The 17,022-nt window shown below is 59.9% G+C and carries 16 protein-coding genes; 10 read left to right on the top strand and 6 right to left on the bottom strand.

The genetic code is table 11. The annotated features are described in order from the left end of the window. Positions 1-4: 4 nt before the first annotated feature. Positions 5-1,150, bottom strand: a complete 1,146-nt coding sequence (gene ctaA, locus ACR0B5_RS03070) for a heme A synthase (RefSeq protein WP_480538341.1) — start codon at positions 1,148-1,150, stop codon at positions 5-7. Positions 1,151-1,212: 62 nt separating this feature from the next. Continuing rightward, positions 1,213-1,956, bottom strand: coding sequence for an RNA methyltransferase (locus tag ACR0B5_RS03065; protein ID WP_170373836.1), 744 nt, complete (start codon positions 1,954-1,956; stop codon positions 1,213-1,215). A 161-nt stretch (positions 1,957-2,117) separates the two neighbouring features. On the opposite strand from ACR0B5_RS03065, the gene ACR0B5_RS03060 reads away from it, so the two are divergent. Continuing rightward, positions 2,118-2,741: a thiamine phosphate synthase gene (locus ACR0B5_RS03060; RefSeq protein WP_480538727.1), complete on the top strand. Its 624-nt coding sequence runs from the start codon at positions 2,118-2,120 to the stop codon at positions 2,739-2,741. Here ACR0B5_RS03060 and ACR0B5_RS03055 read toward each other — a convergent pair. After that, positions 2,734-3,846, bottom strand: a complete 1,113-nt coding sequence (locus ACR0B5_RS03055) for a HupE/UreJ family protein (RefSeq protein ID WP_480538339.1) — start codon at positions 3,844-3,846, stop codon at positions 2,734-2,736. The genes ACR0B5_RS03060 and ACR0B5_RS03055 overlap by 8 nt on opposite strands. A gap of 165 nt (positions 3,847-4,011) precedes the next feature. Here ACR0B5_RS03055 and ACR0B5_RS03050 point away from each other — a divergent pair, with 165 nt between their 5' ends. The 3 genes from ACR0B5_RS03050 (at position 4,012) to ACR0B5_RS03040 (ending at position 6,555) form a co-directional block, all read left to right on the top strand. Continuing rightward, entirely contained in the window at positions 4,012-4,905 is an 894-nt protein-coding gene (locus ACR0B5_RS03050; protein ID WP_170466701.1) for a PfkB family carbohydrate kinase, read from the top strand. Then, positions 4,902-5,813, top strand: coding sequence for a pseudouridine-5'-phosphate glycosidase (locus ACR0B5_RS03045; RefSeq protein WP_170458499.1), 912 nt, complete (start codon positions 4,902-4,904; stop codon positions 5,811-5,813). The genes ACR0B5_RS03050 and ACR0B5_RS03045 overlap by 4 nt, the downstream gene beginning before the upstream one ends. Positions 5,814-5,877: 64 nt before the next feature. Continuing rightward, entirely contained in the window at positions 5,878-6,555 is a 678-nt protein-coding gene (locus ACR0B5_RS03040; RefSeq protein ID WP_480538337.1) for a DUF502 domain-containing protein, read from the top strand. On the opposite strand, the gene ACR0B5_RS03035 is transcribed toward ACR0B5_RS03040, so the two are convergent. Next, complete coding sequence (locus ACR0B5_RS03035; RefSeq protein ID WP_480538335.1) at positions 6,556-7,581, bottom strand: patatin-like phospholipase family protein; 1,026 nt, start codon at positions 7,579-7,581, stop codon at positions 6,556-6,558. A gap of 64 nt (positions 7,582-7,645) precedes the next feature. Further along, positions 7,646-8,419 carry a 3-hydroxybutyrate dehydrogenase gene (locus ACR0B5_RS03030; protein WP_480538333.1) on the bottom strand — a complete coding sequence of 258 codons (774 nt, stop codon included), beginning with the start codon at positions 8,417-8,419 and terminating at the stop codon, positions 7,646-7,648. A gap of 286 nt (positions 8,420-8,705) precedes the next feature. On the opposite strand from ACR0B5_RS03030, the gene ACR0B5_RS03025 reads away from it, so the two are divergent. Next, entirely contained in the window at positions 8,706-10,520 is a 1,815-nt protein-coding gene (locus ACR0B5_RS03025) for an extracellular solute-binding protein (protein ID WP_480538331.1), read from the top strand. Positions 10,521-10,816: 296 nt separating this feature from the next. Continuing rightward, entirely contained in the window at positions 10,817-11,038 is a 222-nt protein-coding gene (locus ACR0B5_RS03020) for a hypothetical protein (RefSeq protein WP_170373844.1), read from the top strand. Positions 11,039-11,040: 2 nt separating this feature from the next. On the opposite strand, the gene ACR0B5_RS03015 is transcribed toward ACR0B5_RS03020, so the two are convergent. Next, the gene (locus ACR0B5_RS03015; RefSeq protein WP_170373845.1) at positions 11,041-11,664 is read right to left on the bottom strand and encodes a helix-turn-helix domain-containing protein; all 624 of its coding nucleotides are present in this window, start codon (positions 11,662-11,664) and stop codon (positions 11,041-11,043) included. A 65-nt stretch (positions 11,665-11,729) separates the two neighbouring features. Between ACR0B5_RS03015 and ACR0B5_RS03010 the strand changes: the two genes are divergently transcribed. The 4 genes from ACR0B5_RS03010 (at position 11,730) to ACR0B5_RS02995 (ending at position 16,919) form a co-directional block, all read left to right on the top strand. Beyond that, entirely contained in the window at positions 11,730-13,247 is a 1,518-nt protein-coding gene (locus ACR0B5_RS03010; RefSeq protein ID WP_480538329.1) for a class I adenylate-forming enzyme family protein, read from the top strand. Then, entirely contained in the window at positions 13,244-13,912 is a 669-nt protein-coding gene (locus tag ACR0B5_RS03005) for a DsbA family oxidoreductase (RefSeq protein ID WP_480538327.1), read from the top strand. The genes ACR0B5_RS03010 and ACR0B5_RS03005 overlap by 4 nt, the downstream gene beginning before the upstream one ends. A gap of 78 nt (positions 13,913-13,990) precedes the next feature. Next, on the top strand, positions 13,991-15,199 hold the full coding sequence (locus ACR0B5_RS03000) for a multidrug effflux MFS transporter (protein WP_170688750.1): 1,209 nt from the start codon (positions 13,991-13,993) through the stop codon (positions 15,197-15,199). Positions 15,200-15,260: 61 nt separating this feature from the next. Further along, a complete protein-coding gene (locus ACR0B5_RS02995) occupies positions 15,261-16,919 on the top strand; it encodes a tetratricopeptide repeat protein (protein WP_480538325.1) in 1,659 nt (552 codons plus the stop codon). The last annotated feature ends 103 nt before the right edge of the window (positions 16,920-17,022 follow it).

The following is a 17,022-nucleotide window of genomic DNA, read 5'->3' as shown; positions in this document are numbered from 1 at the left end:
CGGGTCACGCTCCACGGATTGAGGTTGCAATGGGGTAGCCGCTCAGGAAGCGCGCGCGCAGGATCAGGGTCCAGACCACGACGGCCATGAACTGGTGGAAAATGGCGATCTGCCAAGGGGCTGCATAAACGACCGTGACAATCCCGACCACCACCTGCAGCGACAGGGCCGCAAAGGCTGCGTTGAAGGCGAAACGGGTCTGTGGATGGGCGCTGCCCTGCCCCCGACGCCAGACGATGAAGGCGAAGATGAAAAGCAGATATCCCGCGCAGCGATGGATGAACTGCACAAGACCGGGGCTTTCGAAGAAGTTGCGCCACATCGGTTCCAGCATGGTCGCATCTGGCGGCAATAGCTGCCCACCGATCAGGGGCCAGTCGGTGTAGGACCGGCCGGCGTCAATCCCGGCGACCAGCGCACCGATGAGTATTTGTAAAAAGGTGAAATGCAGGAGGCCGGTCGAGAGCGAGAACAGTTTCGCCTCTTTAGCGCGGCGCGCCTGCATCAGGTCGCGCTCGTCCCGGCCCAGTTCAAAGATATACCATGCGAGGAACCCAAGGATTACGAAGGCCAAGCCGAGATGTGTCGCAAGACGATAGCTTGCAACGGCCGTCATCCCTTCGCCCTGCGTGACGCCCGAGGCAACCATCCACCAGCCGACGGCGCCCTGAACGCCACCCAAGGCACCGGGGATCAGCAGTTTACCCGTCCAACCCGTGGGGATTTTGCGCGCGATCAGGAAGCCAAAGAAGCCAATCGCCCAGACAAGACCGATCACGCGGCCCAATTGGCGGTGGCCCCATTCCCACCAGTAGATGAATTTGAAATCATTCAGCTCCATCCACTGGTTTTGGATGCGCCACTGGTCGATTTCCTTGTATTTGTCGAATTCGGATTGCCAGTCGGCTTCGGTCATCGGCGGGATGGCCCCGGTGATCGGACGCCATTCGGTGATCGACAGCCCGCTATCGGTCAGCCGGGTCAGCCCCCCCACGGCGATCATCACAACGACCAGAGCGAACAGGATCATCAGCCATGCCCGGATCGCCTTGCGTGCCCCGCCCCGGCCCTTGTCGATCATACCGGGTTGAACGGCCTGTTGTTTTTCGGTGTCTGAGACTTCTTCGAAGATGCTGCGCTTGGCGCTCATGCTGTCCTCATATGTCCTGGATTTGGTCGCAAGCTAGGGCCAGTGAGGGGCAAGGTCCAGCCTTACCCTTTGTCTTTCCAACGGACCATCTGACGCATGACACCGTGCAACATCTGCACGTCCGCCCGCGTCATCCGCATCCGCGACCACAGGTTGCGCAGATTGGTCTTCATACCCTCGGCCTTTTCCGGCGGGTAGAAGAAACCGGCCTCTTCCAGCCGGTCTTCATAGTGTTCAACCAACTTCTCAACCTCGATCCCGGTCGCCCAGTCGCCCTTGCCCAGATCGGTGGCCTCATGCACCACATCACCGGTCTGGCGCATCCACTCATAGGCGGTCAGCAGCACGCATTGCCCAAGGTTGAGCGAGGCATATTCCGGGTTCACAGGCACGGAGATAATGGCGTTGGCCTTGGCGATGTCCTCATTCTCAAGCCCCGCGCGTTCGGGACCAAACAGAACGGCGACCTTTTCGCCCGCGGCAACCTTTTCAGCCGCGATCTGCATGGCGCGTTCCGGGCTGTAGACCGGTTTGGTCAACCCGCGTTGCCGTGCGGTGGTCGCAAACACAAAGGTCGTGTCGGACAGCGACCCCGCCAGATCGTCAAACAATTGCGCCTCATCCAGAAGTCGACCAGCACCGCTGGACATCGCAACCGCCTTAGGGTTCGGCCACCCGTCCCGAGGGGCCACGATCCGCATTCGGTCCAGCCCGAAATTCCACATCGCCCGCGCGGCGGCACCGATGTTTTCACCCATTTGCGGGCGCACGAGCACAAAGGAAGGCTGAGAGGTGTCACTAGGCATGGCTGTCTCCGAAAGTTCTGCCTGCTCTAATCACCCAGCCCCATCAGGGCAACCCGATCCTCTTCTTCTGTTCCCAAATACCTCCGCCGGAGGCTTAAAAGTTTGCTTCCCCCGCTCAATCCGCTAAACCGCGCCAAAGAATGAAAGCGAAGGACGCGCTAATGGACACCCCCGAGCAGCCTCAGATCTATCTGATCACACCGCCGACCATCACGCTTAGCACCTTCCCCGACCAATTGGCCCGGGTTCTGGATGGGACCGAGATCGCTTGCATCCGGCTGGCCTTGGCTGGGAATGACGAGGACACGATCGCCCGAGCCGCAGATGCCTGCCGCGAGGTTGCGCATGCACGTGACGTGGCCATCGTGATCTCGAACCACGTTCTGCTGGCGCAACGGCTGGGGTTGGACGGTGTGCATCTGGACGACGCGGCGCGCTCGGTCCGGGCTGCGCGCAAAGAGCTTGGTGCAGATGCGATTGTCGGCAGTTTTTGCGGGTCCTCCAGCCATGACGGCATGACGGCTGGCGAAGCAGGCGTTGACTATGTCGCCTTCGGCCCGGTCGGAGCGTCTTCTTTGGGCGACGGCACTCTTGCCGAAAAGGACCTGTTCCAATGGTGGTCGGAAATGATCGAGGTCCCGGTCGTGGCGGAGGGCGGCCTGACCCCAGACTTGATCCGCAGCCTGTCCCCGCATACGGATTTCTTCGGCATCGGCGATGAAATCTGGTCGGCCGAGGACCCGTCGGCCGCTCTGAACGAGCTTTTGTCCCATATGGCTAGCTAAGTATCAGGGGCTCGGCCAACCAATAGACGGCAATTCCCGCAATCAGGATCGAGACCAGAACGGATATCCGGCCTCGCATCCTCTCAGACGCCCCGGCAATCAGAGTTGAGGCCGCAAAAACTGCGGCAACTATTGCGTAAAGCGCCGCCAGCACCCCGCCCGCATAGCCGAATATTGCGGGCGGCAAATGATCAGGTGGCACCCCAATCGTCGCCAGCGATGTGCTTAGCGCGATCCCACACAACAATCCGGCCCCGAAAACGGCCAGCAGACGGAATACGGTCAGTCGCCTGAGAACTAAATTCCACAGCGCCAAAACGAGGGTTGCGGAGGTAAGCGCCTGAGACGCGACTGCAAAGGGCAACGCAACCGCGCCGTAGACCGAAAGCGCCATACCGAAGATCAGCCCGAGGGACACAAACAGCAACTGCGCCAACAGCGGACGCAGGCTGAGGGTCAAAAAGACCAGCGATAGCACAATGGCGATCTCGTGATAGCCATGCGGCAGGATGCGAGACAGACCCTTGGGCAGAAACACCTGCAGCACCTGTTGCGGGCTGAGCGCGGCACCGCCTTGCAACGGGATCAGAGGGCTGACCTCTCCGGCGACCAAATAGCCCGTGTAGGGTGCGTCGACACGCTGTTGTTTCACGACGGCAGGCCCGTGCCCCTCGGGCCATGTCAGGCGCAAACTCGACGCGCCTTCCGGCAGCGGCGCGGCCAGCAACAGCTTTGACAAACGCGGAGAATCAGGATCGCCGACAATGGGAATGCGCACGCCCTCATAGGACAGGCGGGCCGGGCCTGCGAGTTCGACCCTAAGCGTCTCGGCCCAGTCTTTGACAAACGACCGAACCTCAGGCTCCAGCTCTGAGGAGACCCGCCGACGCAACTCTCTGAACCGGGCGTCATCGGCGAAGTCAGGGCGGGCTTCAGGGTCGATCCCGGCCACGAACATCTCGGCATTCAGCGTGACCTCAAGGAACAGAGTGTCTGCCTTGGTCCAGAACTCGACAATCGTCGGCGCGGTCTGAGCCCTCGCGGGCCACGCCGAAAGCACCAGAAAGACAGGCAAAATCAGGAGGAAACGGAAAATACCGTTCATCTGCGACGCTCATCAATAAAATCATCAATCATACAGATCGAGTGTCCCGCCGAACGCATCGGATCGCAAGTCGAAACGACCGCGGGCGAGATCACAGAGGCCTTATCTCTGTTACCGCTGACGTTCTGACTTGCACGGCCCTCGGCGCTGCGGCATGACAGCACCATGACTCAGAACAGTGAAATCCTGTGTATCGGCTCGGTCCTGTGGGACGTGATCGGACGTTCGGCCAGTGCCATGCGGCAGGGATCTGACGTGCCGGGGCGGATCACTCGCCTGCCCGGCGGCGTCGCCATGAACATTGCCATGACGCTGGTGCGGTTCGGCATGACCCCGACCCTGCTGACCGCCATTGGCCGCGACCCGGAGGGTGACGAGCTGGTCCACGCTTGCGCCCGGCTGGGCATGGTCACCGATCATATCTACCGCTCGCAAGACCTGCCGACCGATCGCTACATGGCGGTCGAAGGAGCCAACGGCCTCATCGCGGCCATCGCTGACGCCCACTCGCTTGAGGCTTCGGGGGCGAAAATCCTGCGCCCATTGATGCACGGGCCGCTGGGCTATGAAAACACGCCGTTTGAAGGACCGATTGCGCTGGACGGCAACCTGACGCTGGACTTGCTGGAAGAAATCGCCCAAAGCCCCGCCTTCGCCAAGGCGGACCTGCGGGTTGCACCGGCCTCGCCTGGCAAGGCCGAACGTCTACTGCCCTTCCTCAAACACGCCCGCGCGACGCTTTATGTGAACCTCGAGGAGGCTGGCCTGTTGTGTCAGCGCGAGTTCACCGATTCAGAATCCGCCGCCAAAGGCCTGCTGGACCGGGGCGCTCTGCGCGTTCTCGTCACCGATGGCGGCAATTCGGCCACCGTTGGCTCGGCCTCGGGCGTTCTGACCCAGACACCTCCGTCCGTGCTTGTGACCCGCGTGACCGGCGCGGGCGACACCTTCATGGCCGCCCATATCGCTTCAGAATCAGACGGCGCCGACGCGCAAACGGCTTTGACCCGCGCGCTCCACGCCGCTGCAACCTACGTTTCAGGAGAAACTCCGCTGTGATCCCTATCCACTACTCTGCCGAGGTCCGCGCCGCCAAAGACGCAGGCCACCCCATCGTGGCGCTGGAAAGCACCATCATCACCCACGGCATGCCCTACCCCCAGAACGTCGAGGTCGCCGCACAAGTGGAACAGGACATCCGCGATGCCGGAGCTGTGCCGGCCACAATGGCCGTGATCGAAGGCGTGCTGCATGTGGGCCTTGAACCCGACCAGCTGCAGGCGTTGGGACAGGCTCAGGGCGTTGCGAAAATCTCGCGTGCTGATATGGCGGCCTGTATCTCAACCGGCGGGACCGGAGCCACAACCGTGGCCGCAACCATGATCGCCGCGCAATATGCGGGGATCGAGGTGTTTGCCACCGGCGGGATCGGTGGCGTCCATCAGGGGGCCGAGACCACGTTTGACATCTCAGCCGACCTGCATGAGCTGGGTCAAACCCCTGTGACGGTCGTGGCAGCGGGTGCCAAAGCGATCCTCGATCTGGCCAAAACGCTGGAAGTGCTGGAAACGCTGGGCGTTCCCGTCATCGCCTATGGTCAGGATGCCTTCCCCGCCTTCTGGTCCGCGCAATCCCCCTATGCCGCACCGCTGCGCATGGACAGTGCCGAGGCCATCGCAAAAGCTCATGCGACGCGCCGCGCGCTGGGCCTACCGGGCGGTCAGCTGGTCGCGAACCCGATCCCGGCCGCAGACCAGATCCCGGCCGAGGAGCTGGCCCCGATCATCGCCGCTGCCCAGGCGGATGCAGATGCTCATCGGATCACCGGCAAGGCCGTCACGCCCTATCTGTTGCAGCGGATCTTTGAAAAGACCGAGGGCCGCTCCCTCACCGCGAACATCGCCTTGGTGCGCAACAACGCGCGATTGGCGGCGAATATCGCTAAGGCACTGGTAAACGGCGCGTAAACCTGCCCTATTGCACCGGCGCATCGGACTGCTTAGGTAGTTTTGCAAACCACTCGGACCTGTAATGAACACACCGTTTGACGAAGAACCACATCGCCGCCCCGGCCTGTTCTCGCGCCTGCGCGCTTCGTTCCTGACGGGTATCGTTGTCATTGCGCCTGTCTGGCTGACAATCTGGCTGATCTGGTCCGTCGTGGGCTGGATCGACAGCGCCGTTCTGCCGCTGGTGCCACAACAGTTCCGCCCCGAAGAATATGTGGGCATCAACCTGCGCGGCGTCGGGGTCATCATCTTCCTGGTGTTCACCATTCTGGTCGGCTGGGTTGCCAAGGGTATCTTGGGTCGGTCCTTCATCTCGTTCACCGAGAGCCTCGTCGATCGGATGCCGATCGTCCGTTCGATCTATTCCGGGATCAAACAGATCTCGGAGACGGTGTTCGCGCAGACCGAACGTTCTTTCGAGAAAGCCTGCTTGGTGCAATACCCACGCCGAGGCATCTGGGCCATCGGCTTCGTTTCGACAACCGCAAAGGGTGAGGTCAGCAATCGCGCCGAAACCGGCGGCAACCTCCTGAGCATCTTCATCCCGACAACGCCCAACCCAACCTCCGGCTTTCTGCTGTTCTTCCCGGAAGAAGATGTGATCCTGCTGGACATGTCGATTGAAGAGGCCGCAAAGCTCGTGATCTCGGCCGGTCTGGTCTATCCCAACGAAAAAGACCCGACGCAGCCGCCCGAATGATCAGCCGAACATCGCGGGAAGATCAACAGTACTGTGCTGCCCAAGATCATCCTTGTGGCGCGCCAGAAACCCATCTGCCGCATCGCGACCCGCGTGCTTCAACTTGTGCAGGATCACCGGATTGGGCACCGTTTTGGTCGCCACGGACAGGCTGTTCATCAGCTCATTATCCGCAATCATGTGGACCAACACACGGCTCATCTCACCGGCTTTCAACTTACCCTCTTCCAGCAGCCGCTGAACGAAATTGATCGCCCGCAGTTCGCGGAACAGGGATGAGTTAAAGCTGATCTCGTTGATCCGGTTCTGGATTTGCTGAGGCGTGACCGGCAACTCGTCCCGTTCCAGAGGGTTGATATTCACGATCACCACATCATCGGGCAGGTCACCCTCGAACAACGGATACAGCGCCGGGTTACCGGTATAGCCACCATCCCAATAGGCCTCGGTCCTGTCGGTTTCGGGGTCGTAAATCTCAACCGCTTTGAACAAGGTCGGCAAACAAGCCGAGGCCAAAATCGCATTGGTCGAGATTTCATCGCCCGTGAAGACGCGGATCTTACCGCTGCGCACGCAAGTCGCGCACACAAACAGACGTGGCCCCTGATCAGCGCAAACCTCATCAAAGTTGAACCGATCCACCACGGATTCCAGCGGGTTCGAATAGAACGGACCATAGGCATAGGGCGACACCATCCGGGACCAGGCATCGCCAATGGAATAAGGCAGCGAATACTCCATTGCCTGAGCAATGCTCGCAGGCTCCAGCCCCCTGAACCAGTTGGCCATACGCATATCACCAATGGCCCCCATGCGTTTCCACAACCCGTCCAGCCGCGCCCGCGCGCCCTCACGCCCGTTCGCGACCATGCCGGACTTGAACGCAGCCCCATTCAAAGCCCCGGCCGAGGTTCCGGTGATCGCCGCAACCTCAATATCCTCTTCATCCAAAAGCCGGTCGAGAACACCCCAGGTGAACGCCCCATGCGCCCCACCGCCCTGCAAAGCCAGATTGATCCTTTTCATGCTTCCGCCTCTTCATCTGGCCAAAAATACCTCGGGGGTATGGGGGCAGAGCCCCCATGAAAGCTCACAAAGCCGTCCAGCCCCCATCGACAGAGATCGTCGTGCCTGTGATCTGCGCAGCCGCATCAGAGCAGAGGAACTGAACCGTACCACCCAATTGCTCGACAGTGGCGAACTCCTTGGACGGTTGCCGCTCCAGCATGACGTTCTTGATTACGTCCTCACGGCTCATGTTGTATTCCTTCATCGTGTCGGGGATCTGCGCTTCGACCAGAGGGGTTAGTACATAGCCCGGACAAACTGCATTGCAGGTGATCGGCTCTTGTGCGGTTTCCAATGCGACGGCCTTGGTTATGCCAACAACACCATGCTTAGCCGCCACATAGGCCGCTTTGAACGGAGAAGCCGTCAACCCATGGGCCGAGGCGATGTTCACTACACGCCCCCACCCACTCGCGCGCATCAACGGCAAAGCGGCTGCAGTCGTGTGGAAGGCCGAGTTCATGTTGATCGCAATGATCGCGTCCCATTTGTCGATCGGGAACTGGTCAATTGGCGACACGTGCTGAATACCCGCATTGTTCACCAGAATATCGCAGGAGCCCGCATTCTCGATCAGGGCTCGACATTCATCCCCTTTGGACATATCGGCCTGAATGTAGCGCGCGCTCGTACCCGTCTCTTTCGAAATCTCTTCCGCCAAAGCGTGATCTTCATCGCGAGCTGTGAACGAGTTCAGAACCACATCAGCCCCGGCCTTCGCCATCTCGCGCGCGATGCCTAGACCGATGCCCGAATTTGATCCCGTGATGATTGCCGTTTTTCCCGAAAGGCTCATGACTGCATTTCCTCTGAGTTCACCTGACACGCAGAGTGCCATGCTGCACCTGCAAAGAAAACGGGGAACTGCAGAATGAGTACCTGCAAATCTGCCAAAAAAAACGCCCGCACGAAGCGGGCGTTAAGTTATTGAGGCAGGTTTCATACAGGCAAGAAACCTATCGAGCAGTGAGACCTTTATAAGCAATTCTGTGCTTTCGTCCAAGCTAAAAGTTTGAAAACAAGAAAAATCATCGCTACGATGAATCCCAACAAAATAAGGCCAGAGCAGGATTGTTTCCAAAATGAGCCCGTATTTTTCACACCCGCTTCGTGGTTTGGCAGCGGGAATCGCCCTGCTTTTTGCGTCCTCTTTGGCACAGGCAGAATCGACTCATGGCATAGCTATGTATGGCGACCCGGCCTTACCACCGGATTTTGTGTCTCTACCCTATGCGAACCCAGAGGCGCCCAAAGGCGGCAAAGTCGTTTTCGGAAATACGGGCGGCTTTAACAGTTTGAACCCGTTTGTGCAAAAAGGCACCCCTCCGTGGCAGTTAAGATTTTGGACCCACGAGAGCCTGATGGGCCGCTCCTGGGACGAACCTTTCACTCTTTACGGGCTGTTAGCCGAATCGGTTGAGACTGCGCCAGACCGCTCTTGGGTGGAATTCACCCTCCGGGACGAGGCTCGATTCTCCGACGGCACCCCGGTCACAGTTGACGATGTGATCTGGTCCTTTCAGACCCTCGGGACCGAAGGACATCTGCGCTATCGCGGTCTCTGGTCCAAGATCGACAGTATCGAACAGACCGGTCCTCGCTCGGTCCGGATCAGCTTTAACGAGGCTGACCGCGAACTTGCATTGATCGTAGGGCTGCGCCCAATCCTTCAAAAATCCCAATGGGAAGGGAAAGATTTTGCCAACGCGCAGTTGCACGACGTGCCAGTTGGCAGCGGACCCTATGTGGTCGAAGATTACGAGGCCGGTCGCTACGTGAACCTTCGTCGTAATCCGGATTATTGGGGCGCTGATGTTCCGTTTCGCCGTGGCACGATGAATTTCGATGACATCCGGATTGAGTTCTACGGCGATGCCACCGTTCTGTTCGAAGCCTTCAAAGCCGGAGAGCTTTCCGCCGTGCGTGAGTTCAACGCCGACAAATGGGACACGCAGTACAGCTTCCCCGCCGTTCAACGTGGCGATGTGATCAAGACCGAGATCCCGCATGGTAAGCCCTCGGGCATGACCGGGCTGGTGATGAACACCCGCAAAGCTCCGTTCGACGACTGGCGCGTGCGTGAAGCCCTGATGCTGGCCTTCAACTTCGAATTCATCAACGACACGATCACCGGCGGTGCACAGTCGCGGATCTCATCCTATTTCTCGGGCTCTGATCTGGCGATGCAACCGGGACCCGCGACGGGGCGCGTTGCGGACCTGTTGGCGCCCTATAGCGCAGACCTGATCCCCGGAACGCTTGAAGGCTACGCCCCACCCGAGGGCGACGGCTCGGCCCGCAATCGCGCGAACCTGCGTAAGGCGGCAAAACTGTTGGCCGAGGCTGGCTGGACCATTCAGGACGGCGTGCTGCGCAATGCAGCGGGTGAGCCGTTTCAGATCACCGTTCTGCTGCAACAAGGCGATGGTGAGATGCAGACAGCGGTCGAGATCTACACCCGTGCGTTGGAACGTCTGGGCATTCAAGTCACGACTGAGCGTGTCGACAATGCGCAATATACCGGGCGGGTATCTGAGCTAGATTTCGATATGACTCCGTTCCGCCGTGCCCTGTCACTGTCGCCGGGTAATGAACAGCGCCTTTATTGGGGCAGCGAGTCCACCGATGCGCCGGGCACGCGCAACCTGATGGGTGTCGCCTCACCGGCTGTTGACGGGATGATCGACGCCATGCTCGCTTCGGAAAGCCGTGAGGATTTCGTGGCCGCCACCCGCGCCCTCGACCGCGTTCTGACGGCGGGCCGATACGTGATCCCGATCTGGAGCTTCGACGTCGGTCGTATCGCCCATGTCAGTGCACTGAAATACCCCGAGACCCTGCCGATCTACGGCGATGGCCCGCAATACATGCCCGAGGTCTGGTGGTACGCCGATTAGAACCACGCGCATAGGGTGTAACGCACCGGACCTGACACCTTATGCACGTGGAGATCGGCAAAAACTGGCACATTCCGCGATGAACAAAATCATGAGCTCATAGCGCAAAGCGCCCCTATATATGGGCATTTCACCGGATTTTGCGCCAAACCCGCCGCGTAAACCTGGCTCTGATCGGCATAATTCTGATCAGGCCAGGGGTGCGACATCTTGTCATGTCTTCCGCTGCGTCAACTCGTCCGTACGCTGTTCATAGGGGAGAGCCGTCCTGAAACCCGAAGAAGGAAAGCTCGCAGATGCTGAACTGGACCGATCTGACACAAGACTGGAACGCGTGCTACGCCCGCGCGAAACGCCGTTTTCCCAACCTGAGGGACAAGGACATGCCGCGTGTCGGCAAGGATCGCAAACAGTTCGAAGCCTATCTGGCCGAACGCCATCACCTGACCGTCAATGAAGCCCACGAAGAGGTCGAAGATTTTTTGTTCACGGAATCACTGAACCGCGAATTGAACTGATCCTAGGCCAGTGACGTCACCCAGAGGATGGTCGCATCCTCATCGCTGACCGAAATCACATTGTGCCCCATGCTGCCGTCGTAATAGGCGCTGTCGCCCCGGCGCATCTCAACGGGTTCGTAAAACTCGGTATACAACCGCACGACTCCGGTCAGGACGTACATGAACTCCTCCCCGTCATGGCGCACCCAACCTTCGAACTCATCCATCGAGCGGGCGCGGACGCGGGCGCGATAGGGGAGCATCTGCTTTTTCGTCAGGGTTTCAGCCAGCAACTCATGCTCATAGGTGGCAGTGGCATGTGCAGCCCCCTCGCCGGACCGGGTCACGGCCATACGACCAATCACCTGCTCACGCTGCGGCGGGGTAAAGAGCTGAGGCACCGAGATCTCCAACCCGATGGCCAGCTTTTTCAGCGCATCGTAGGTGGGTGACATCTGACCATTTTCGATCTTGCTGAGCGTCGAACGCGCCAGACCGGCCTGCGAGGCTGCCTGCTCCAGCGTCCAGTTGCGCGCCTTGCGCAATTCGCGCACGCGGGCGCCCAGGTCCAAAGGCTCGGGTTCTGTGTGTTCGCCTGCATCGCGGGCAATGCGGATCAGGGATTTGGGATCTTGGGTACTCATGACTTCGTCTATAGGGCGCACAAGCCGCGCTTGCAACGCGCCATGGGCCGGGTTAGCCAGTTGCCATGCTGTCAATCTTCGATCAGGGGCCACCGACGCCCTGCCCGACCCCGTTTAATCTGGCCGCTCATGTGCTGGGCAGGGCGGATGCGTTGGCCGATAAAACCGCCCTTTCCGTGTTGCGCCAAAACGGGTCCGAAGACTGGAGCTATCGCGCATTGAAAGCCGCTGTTCTGGGAACGGGTCAGGGCCTTTTGCAGGCCGGACTGCACCCCGGAGACATCGTGCTGATGCGTCTTGGAAACACCGTCGAGTTTCCGATCGCCTATCTTGGGGCTATCGCCGTCGGCATCGTGCCTGTTCCGACTTCATCGCAACTGACCGAACCGGAAACCGCCCGGATCATCGCGGAGCTTTCGCCCGCCGCCATCTTGCGCGACCCCTCTGTGGCCTGTGCCGAGCACCCCAATCAAATCCATCTGGACGACCTGATCGCCATGCATGACCTGCCACCTGCGCAGTTCGACATGGGCGACCCCGAGCGTCTGGCCTATGTGGTGTATACCTCGGGCACCTCGGGCAAGCCCCGCGCGGTCGCCCATGCTCATCGAGCGATCTGGGCACGTCAGATGATGGTCGATGGCTGGTACGGGCTGACTAAGAAGGATCGCCTGTGCCACGCGGGTGCGTTCAACTGGACCTATACGCTGGGCACCGGCCTAATGGATCCGTGGACGATCGGAGCTTCGGCCCTGATCCCTGAACCCGGCACCGATATGTCTCAATTACCGCAAATGCTGCGCCAAAACCGCGCGACGATCTTTGCTGCGGCACCGGGTGTTTTTCGCAAGATGCTGTCCGGTTCGGATCAGATCGAACTGCCCGAGCTACGCCACGGTCTTTGCGCCGGGGAAAAGCTGTCTCGGTCCCTGCATACCCAGTGGGAAACGGCCACCGGAACAGAACTTTACGAAGCGTTTGGCATGTCCGAATGTTCGACCTTCATCTCGTCCAGCCCGACCCATCCAGCGCGCGGAGATTCCCTCGGGCAACCTCAACCGGGCCGCCGCGTCGCGATCCTCGGGCCGGAGGGGCCTGTGCCGCAAGGAAGCGAGGGGACCATCGCCATTCACCGCTCTGACCCCGGCCTGATGCTGACCTATCTGAACGCCCCTGAAGAGGCCGCCGCCCGACTGCAAGGCGAATGGTTCCTGACCGGCGATCAGGGCGCCATGGCCGTTGATGGGCAGATCACCTATCTGGGGCGAGACGATGACATGATGAATGCAGGCGGCTACCGCGTCTCGCCAGTTGAGGTCGAATCCGTCCTATCCCGCTATCCCGGCATCACCCAGGTCGGGGCCGCAGCCGTCGAGGTTAAACAGGACACATTTGTGATAGCGGCCTTCTACTCCGGCCCCGATAGACTGGACGAAGACGCTCTGCACGCCTATGTCCAAGCCAATCTGGCGCGTTATAAACAGCCGCGCGCCTTCGTTCACCTTCCCGAGTTGCCAACCGGCGGCAACGGCAAACTCCTGCGCCGCGCGTTGCCGGCCTATTTCAAGGCGTCCACCCCATGAGCCAAACAGACACCCAGACCGTCAAGCTTGATATCCTGTCCGATCCGATCTGCCCGTGGTGCTACATCGGCAAAACCCATCTGGACAAAGCCTTGGCAAAACTGCCGGACCATCCGTTTGTGATAGAATGGCACCCGTTCCAGCTGAACCCCGACATGCCGGATGCAGGCATGGATCGGCGCGAATATCTGGAACGGAAATTCGGCGGCAAGGACGGTGCGGTACGGGCCTATGCGCCCGTGGTTGAACATGCCGAGAATGCGGGCCTCAAGATCGACTTTGAGGGGATGAAACGCACGCCAAACACGCTGGACGCGCATCGCCTGATCCACTGGGCCGGGATCGAGGGCAAGCAGAACGCCATTGTGGATGCTCTGTTCGACGCTTACTTCGTTCAGGCCCGCGATATCGGCGACCCGGAGGTCCTCTCCGACATCGCCGATAGCGCAGGCATGGACGCGGCGGTGGTGATGAAATTGCTCAAATCCGACGCCGACCGCGAGGATATCCGCAACCGCGACACCCACTCACGTGAGATGGGCGTCAGCTCGGTCCCGACCTTCATTGTTGCCAATCAACATGCCGTTCCGGGCGCGCAACCTCCTGAAATGTGGGAGAAAGTGATCGGAGAAATCATGTCTCAACTTGAGGCTTCCTCTGCATAGAAGCACAGAGGTCTGTGCGAAATTCCGGTCTGGCGCAACCTGATCCGTCGTGATAGCGCGATCAGGTAAGGAGTCCCCATGACCAACCGCATGTCTCGTGGAGAGTTCATTGCGCTGATCGCAATGATGTTCTCGACCATCGCCTTTTCGATCGACTCGATGCTGCCTGCCCTGCCCGAGATCGGCGCGCAGCTCAGCCCGGATGACGTCAATCGCGCGCAGCTGATCCTGACGTCTTTCGTGCTTGGGATGGGGATTGGCACGTTTTTTACCGGCCCTCTGTCGGATGCGTTTGGCCGCAAACCGGTCATCTATGGCGGTGTCGCGCTTTATATTGCGGCCTCGGCCGTGGCTTGGGCCAGTTCCTCGCTTGAACTCGTTCTGGCGGCCCGCGTGGCACAGGGTCTGGGCGCGGCAGGTCCGCGCGTTGTGGCTATGGCTGTCATCCGCGATTTGTACTCGGGCCGGATCATGGCGCGCATCATTTCGATCGCAATGCTGCTGTTCACGCTTGTACCCGCCGTGGCACCCATGTTGGGGGCCGGAGTGATCGCCCTGTTCGGCTGGCGCGGTATCTTTATGTCTTTTATTCTGTTCGCCGTGATCGTCTGCGTCTGGATGGGAACCCGCCTTCCCGAGTCGCTGGCCGTAGAAAACCGTCGCCCCTTCCGCCTGCCGCTAATGGTCGCCGCAACGAAAGAGATGTTCGCCCACCCGACTGTGCGCCTGTCGATCATGGTGCAAACCCTGTGCATGGGGATTTTGTTCACCATGCTGACCATGGTTCAGCCCGTCTACGACGTGATCCACGACCGAGCTGAGAGCTTTCCGTTCTGGTTCGGGTTTGTCGCTCTTATGTCCGGATCGGCCAGTGTATTGAATGCGGCCCTCGTGGTGCGCGTCGGCATGCGCCGCATGGTAACATGGGCGCTCGGGGCGCAGATCGGCATCACGGCGCTGGTGATCGTGACCAATTCCTTCCCGCTTTCGCCCGACGCCTCGTTTGGACTGTTTGTTGCCTGGCAAACCACCGTGTTCTTCATGGCGGGTGTCACCATGGGCAACCTGAACGCCATCGCGATGGAGCCGATGGGGCATATCGCCGGAATGGCGGCCTCTGTCATCGGCTCGGTCTCGACAGTGCTCGCCGCGGCCATTGCCGCCCCGGTTGGGCTACTGTTCGACGGCTCAATCATGCCTTTGACCACCGGCATTCTGACCATGTGTATTGTGGCCTTTAGCCTAATGATCCACATGGGGCGCATCGAAAACAGACTGCTCGCCTGAGGATTTTCAGCCCGGATCAAACGCGCTACGCTGTCCCGACCAACATGGCGGAGGGTCAGTTATGAGTGAGTACTACGATCTGGGCACCTATTCCTGCCCTGTTTCAACAGCATCCGCTGCAACCCAACTCTGGTTCGACCGAGCGCTGGTCTGGACCTATGGCTACAACCATGATGAGGCCGTCGCCTGCTTTGAAAAAGCTGCCGAACATGACCCGAACTGCGCCATGGCGCATTGGGGCGTCGCCTACGCAGCCGGCCCGAACTACAACCTGCCGTGGGACTTGCAAGACGACCGAGGACGGCAAAAAGCCCTGACAACGGCCTTTGACGCGATGCAAAAGGCGCTGAGCCTAACCGATGGCTGTACCGAGGTTGAAAAGGCTCTGATCCACGCCCTGCCGTCCCGCTATCCGCAGCGCGAAACGACCGAGGGCATGCATGAGTGGGACTACGATTTTGCCGACGCGATGCGCGCGGCCTTCAAGGCTCAGCCAGATCATCTGGACCTGCGTACAGTCTATGTTGAGGCGCTGCTCAACCTGACGCCGTGGCAAATGTGGGACCTGTCGACTGGGCAGCCCGCCGAAGGGGCCGCCACACTTGAGGCGCAAGAGGCGCTGGAGTGGGCCATGCACAACGACCACGACGCCATGTCTCATCCCGGCCTTCTGCACCTTTATATCCACCTGATGGAGATGTCCCCAACCCCCGAAAAGGCCCTGAAAGCGGGCGATATCCTACGCACTCTGGTCCCCGATGCAGGCCACCTTGTTCATATGCCAACGCATATAGATATCCTCTGCGGCCACTATCAGAACGTGGTGCATTGGAACCAGAAAGCCTCGGAAGCGGACCTGAAGTATTATGAGCGTGAAGGGGCGTTCAACATATACACCGGCTACCGTCAGCACGACTATCATTTCACCATCTATGGCGCGATGTTTCTTGGTCAGATCGAACCGGCCCTGCGGGCCAACCAAGGTATTTGGGACACGACCCCCGAAGAGATGTTGCGCATCGAGAGCCCGCCCATGGCAGATTTCTTTGAAAGCTACATGTCCATGGGGCCTCACATCCTGATCCGCTTTGGCCGATGGGAGGAGGCAAAAGCGCTGGCGCTACCCGACGACCCCGACCTGTACCGCACGCTTACAGCAACCACCCACTACGCCCGCGCGCTTGCTTTCGCCGCGACCGGCGACGTGCCCAAAGCCGAGGCCGAGGAGCAGCTTTTCCTTAAAGCAAAGGACCGAGTGCCCGAGGCTCGACGGTTGCACAACAACCGCGTCATCGACCTGCTGGAGATCGCGACCGAAATGCTGCGCGGTGAGATCGAATACCGAAAGGAAAACTATGATCTTGCCTTCGCTCACCTGCGCCGATCTGTCGAACTGGACGACACCTTGCCCTACGACGAGCCTTGGGGATGGATGCAGCCCACCCGCCACGCATTAGGTGCGCTGCTGTTCGAACAAGGCCATCTGACCGAGGCGGAAGCCGTGTACCGAGAAGATCTGGGACTTGACGGAACCCTCAGCCGCGCCTCGATCCATCCGGACAATATCTGGAGTTTGAAGGGCCTGCACGATTGCCTGAAAGCACGCTTCGATACGATTGAGCTACCTCAGATCAAACAGAGGTTGGATTTGGCCCTGGCAAGGGCCGACCGCGCAGTCGCCGCATCCTGTTTCTGCGCCCAGTCCGCCATGCAGACCTGAATCGCGCTGCGCGCGATGCTTCCGGCGGAGGTATTTCTAGCCAGATGAAGTCCGGATCGCCTGCTGCATCTGGCCGGAAATACCTCGGGGGAGTCGCGGCTTG

The organism is Ruegeria sp. AG1 (assembly GCF_056541705.1).
The sequence above is the reverse complement of the archived record's forward strand: the minus strand, read 5'-3'. Positions and strand labels throughout refer to the sequence as shown.

Bases quoted from the DNA above. Each gene is read 5' to 3' on its own strand.
- ctaA (WP_480538341.1), bottom strand. From the start codon at position 1,150: ATGAGCGCCAAGCGCAGCATCTTCGAAGAAGTCTCAGACACCGAAAAA.
- ACR0B5_RS03065 (WP_170373836.1), bottom strand. From the start codon at position 1,956: ATGCCTAGTGACACCTCTCAGCCTTCCTTTGTGCTCGTGCGCCCGCAA.
- ACR0B5_RS03060 (WP_480538727.1), top strand. From the start codon at position 2,118: ATGGACACCCCCGAGCAGCCTCAGATCTATCTGATCACACCGCCGACC.
- ACR0B5_RS03055 (WP_480538339.1), bottom strand. From the start codon at position 3,846: ATGAACGGTATTTTCCGTTTCCTCCTGATTTTGCCTGTCTTTCTGGTG.
- ACR0B5_RS03050 (WP_170466701.1), top strand. From the start codon at position 4,012: ATGACTCAGAACAGTGAAATCCTGTGTATCGGCTCGGTCCTGTGGGAC.
- ACR0B5_RS03040 (WP_480538337.1), top strand. From the start codon at position 5,878: ATGAACACACCGTTTGACGAAGAACCACATCGCCGCCCCGGCCTGTTC.
- ACR0B5_RS03035 (WP_480538335.1), bottom strand. From the start codon at position 7,581: ATGAAAAGGATCAATCTGGCTTTGCAGGGCGGTGGGGCGCATGGGGCG.
- ACR0B5_RS03030 (WP_480538333.1), bottom strand. From the start codon at position 8,419: ATGAGCCTTTCGGGAAAAACGGCAATCATCACGGGATCAAATTCGGGC.
- ACR0B5_RS03025 (WP_480538331.1), top strand. From the start codon at position 8,706: ATGAGCCCGTATTTTTCACACCCGCTTCGTGGTTTGGCAGCGGGAATC.
- ACR0B5_RS03020 (WP_170373844.1), top strand. From the start codon at position 10,817: ATGCTGAACTGGACCGATCTGACACAAGACTGGAACGCGTGCTACGCC.
- ACR0B5_RS03015 (WP_170373845.1), bottom strand. From the start codon at position 11,664: ATGAGTACCCAAGATCCCAAATCCCTGATCCGCATTGCCCGCGATGCA.
- ACR0B5_RS03010 (WP_480538329.1), top strand. From the start codon at position 11,730: ATGCTGTCAATCTTCGATCAGGGGCCACCGACGCCCTGCCCGACCCCG.
- ACR0B5_RS03005 (WP_480538327.1), top strand. From the start codon at position 13,244: ATGAGCCAAACAGACACCCAGACCGTCAAGCTTGATATCCTGTCCGAT.
- ACR0B5_RS03000 (WP_170688750.1), top strand. From the start codon at position 13,991: ATGACCAACCGCATGTCTCGTGGAGAGTTCATTGCGCTGATCGCAATG.
- ACR0B5_RS02995 (WP_480538325.1), top strand. From the start codon at position 15,261: ATGAGTGAGTACTACGATCTGGGCACCTATTCCTGCCCTGTTTCAACA.